The organism is Streptomyces soli, from assembly GCF_003999195.1.
Classification (GTDB): domain Bacteria; phylum Actinomycetota; class Actinomycetes; order Streptomycetales; family Streptomycetaceae; genus Actinacidiphila; species Actinacidiphila soli.
Genome location: NZ_RJVR01000308.1, coordinates 1 through 2,946, shown reverse-complemented (window position 1 = coordinate 2,946; position 2,946 = coordinate 1). Strand labels below are relative to the sequence as shown.

The window sequence follows — 2,946 nt, the reverse complement described above, 5'->3', positions numbered from 1 at the left end:
GTGAATCCGCAGCGGTCCGGGTCGGTGCCCGGGAGCGACTCGGCGGCGTCGACCATGACCGTCCGCAGGGCTTGGTAGAGCGTCAGCAAGGACCACATTTCCTGCTCGATGCCGACCGGGTCGCCCGAGCGCAGGAGCCGCCCGGCCATGATCGTGTGGCGGAGCGCGTAGTACGCCGATTCGTGCTCCCACCGCTGGTGATAGAGGCCCACCAGTGCGGCGGCAGGATAGCGGCGGGCGTCGGTCAGGGTGGTGACCAGTCGGTATGCCCCGGCGAAGACCGTGCCGTCGGCGCAGGTCACCGTGATCTGCGCGTCGATGACCCGGACCTTCACCGTGCCGATCACCGACAGGTAGGAGCCGTCGACGAGACGGGCCAGGACCGGGGTGCGCCGGTTGCTGCGCAGTCGCCCGAGGATCTGGGCACGGGTCGCGGTCACCGCGGCGAGGAAGTCATTGCCGTCGAAGCCCTTGTCCCACAGCACCAGCATGTCCGGTGCCAGCAGGTGCAGCAGGCGGCCGGCGTAGCTCGTCTCGCCCTCGGCGGTGGGACCGAACACCGCGCCGAGCAGGGCCCTGGTCCCGGTCTCGACCAGAGTCATCAACTCCAGCATGGGATAGCCGCAGTGGGCCGTCCGGCCCAGCCAGCACCGGTTCCGCTCGGTATCGGGGACCTTCTGTGAACTACAGCCGTCGAACGAAACCGTCCGATACGGCCCGAACCGTACCCCCGGCGTCGTCGGCTGGGCCAGCGGCCCGGCCAGCACATCGAACAACGCCCGCATGGGAGCGCTTCCCAGTCTGCGGCGCAGGTCACGCAGCGCCTTCGATGTCGGAGAGGCGATCGGCAGCCCGGTCAGTCCGGCGGTCAGCTTGTGCCAGACCAGCCGGTAGCCGACCTCGGGGAACAGGCACATCGCCAGCAGGAAGTAGACCCCGACCCGCGAGGGCAGATCCCGTAGGCGGCGCTGCACGCTCCGCGTCTCGTCCAGGACGGCGTCGACGAGATCGAACGGCACGGCCTGGGTCAACTCACCCAGATGGCCAGGAGCGAATCGGCCAGCGGCCACGGTGACCACGCGGGAGATGCTCGTCAGGCCAGGCGGTAGGACACAATGACGTACAGGCAACGGGGCTCCTCGGCGACCAGCAGTCTTGGCGGACCACCTGATCAACGCGGCCCCGTTGCCCGCGTTCCGACCCGACGCTGAACTCCCTTGCCACCAGCGCGAATCCGTTAACTACCCGACCTTGGGCCAAGGGGCCGCGGTCGCCCGCACTTGCTCCGTACGCCCCGCTCGCGCTGGAATAAGCCCGGCTCAACCACTCCCGGGGGGAGTGCCGCTGGGGAGCCGGACGGTGTCAGCGGGCATGGGGATCGTTCCCGGGGCGTGTCTGCGCGCGGAGCGACTCCCGTTGCCGCCAGGTCCCGGGCGGCTCGCCGTGGTGGCGCCGGAAGGCGGCTGCGAAGGCGTAGGGCGAGCTGTAGCCGACGGAGCGGGCGATATGTGTCATGGCGAGCCCGCCAGTGCGCAGGTGGTCGCGGGCGAGAGCCATCCGCCAGTCGGTCAGGTACTGCATGGGAGTCTGGCCGAGGGCGTCGCGGAAGGTCCGTGCGAACGCTGCCCGGGACAGGCCGCTGATCGCGGCGAGTTCGGGGACTGACCAGGAATGGCGGGCGTTCTCGTGCATGGCCTGCAGCGCGGCGTTCAGCCGGGGGTCCGCGGATGCCCGGTACCAGCGGGGTGCGGTCGCACTGTGGCGGAAGTGGTTGCGGATGGCGAGCACCAGGAGAACGTCGAGGAGCCGGTCCAGCACGGTGGGTTGGCCAGGCTCGGGGGTGGCCAGCTCGTGCGAGAGCAGCGCGATCACGTCCCGCAGCGGATCGCCGACCGTCGCTGACAGGGTCAGCACCTGCGGCAGTGCCTCCAGCAGCCCGTTGCCGATGTCGCCCGAGAACCGGTAGGCGCTGCAGAGGAAAACCGTCGCCCGCGGGTCCTCAGAACCCCGTCGCAGGCGTGCCGGGCCCGGAAGTCCTCCGGTTCGAGGCAGTCGGCGCCCGGCTCGTGCCCGATGTAGTGGTCCGGTCCGCCGCGGACGAGCGTCATCTCCCCCGGCACGAGTTCCACCGCGCTGCCGGGGTCGTCGAGCCACAGCCATCCCCTGCCCCGGACGACGGTGTGCACGGCCAGCTGGATCGAGCCGGCCAGCCGCAGCCCCCACGGCGGCTCGGCCACCGTCCGGGCGAAGACGGCGCCGGAGGCCCGTGCCCGCGCAAGGTGATCGTGCAGTATGTCCACGCGACCAGTATCAGCGAGACAGCCGTATTGGGAACAGATCCGAGCGTTTGACGTAAAAGAATGAGTGATACGCGCATTGATTCACTCTTAGCGCGCTCTCACGATTGATCCATGACTGGATCACCGCAGACCGCTCTCGTCCTCGGCGGCACCGGCCGGACCGGCTCGCACGTGGCGAGGAATCTCGCCGAGCGGGGGCTGGGTGCCCGCACCGCGGCGCGCCACGGCGCCGACGTGCTGTTCGACTGGGACGACCCGACCACCCGCCCCAGTGCCCTCGACGGTGTCGACCGGCTCTACCTCGTCACGCCCGTCCTGCGGGTCACCTACGCCGACCAGGTGGCCGCCTTCCTCGACCTAGCCGAAGCCGCAGGGGTACGCCACGTCACGTACCTCAGCACGTACGGCGTCGACCAGGCGCCACCGGAAGTGGACATCAGGGCCGTCGAGGCCGACCTCGCCGCCCGAGGGGCCATCACGCACTCCATCCTGCGCCCCGCATGGGTGATGCAGAACTTCAGCGACGCACACCTGCCGGTCGTCGACCAGGCGATCACCGTACCGACCGGTGCCGGCGCGGAAGCCTTCGTCGACGCGGCCGACATCGCCATGGTCGCGGCCGAGACGCTGCTCGCCCCCGAGACCC

At 70.1% G+C, this 2,946-nt stretch carries 2 protein-coding genes and 2 pseudogenes; 1 reads left to right on the top strand and 3 read right to left on the bottom strand.

The features are described from left to right. From EFK10_RS34960 to EFK10_RS49005, 3 genes and pseudogenes are all read right to left on the bottom strand, one after another. Positions 1-1,079: IS4 family transposase (locus tag EFK10_RS34960; RefSeq protein WP_164836275.1), on the bottom strand; the 1,079-nt coding region annotated here is incomplete at its 3' end. Between the two features lie 283 nt (positions 1,080-1,362). Beyond that, the gene (locus EFK10_RS51235; RefSeq protein ID WP_240677659.1) at positions 1,363-1,692 is read right to left on the bottom strand and encodes a helix-turn-helix transcriptional regulator; all 330 of its coding nucleotides are present in this window, start codon (positions 1,690-1,692) and stop codon (positions 1,363-1,365) included. Between the two features lie 132 nt (positions 1,693-1,824). After that, a pseudogene (locus tag EFK10_RS49005) lies at positions 1,825-2,237 on the bottom strand (cupin domain-containing protein); the annotation flags it as partial. Positions 2,238-2,411: 174 nt separating this feature from the next. Between EFK10_RS49005 and EFK10_RS34950 the strand changes: the two are divergent. After that, positions 2,412-2,946, top strand: a pseudogene (locus tag EFK10_RS34950) (NmrA family NAD(P)-binding protein); the annotation flags it as partial.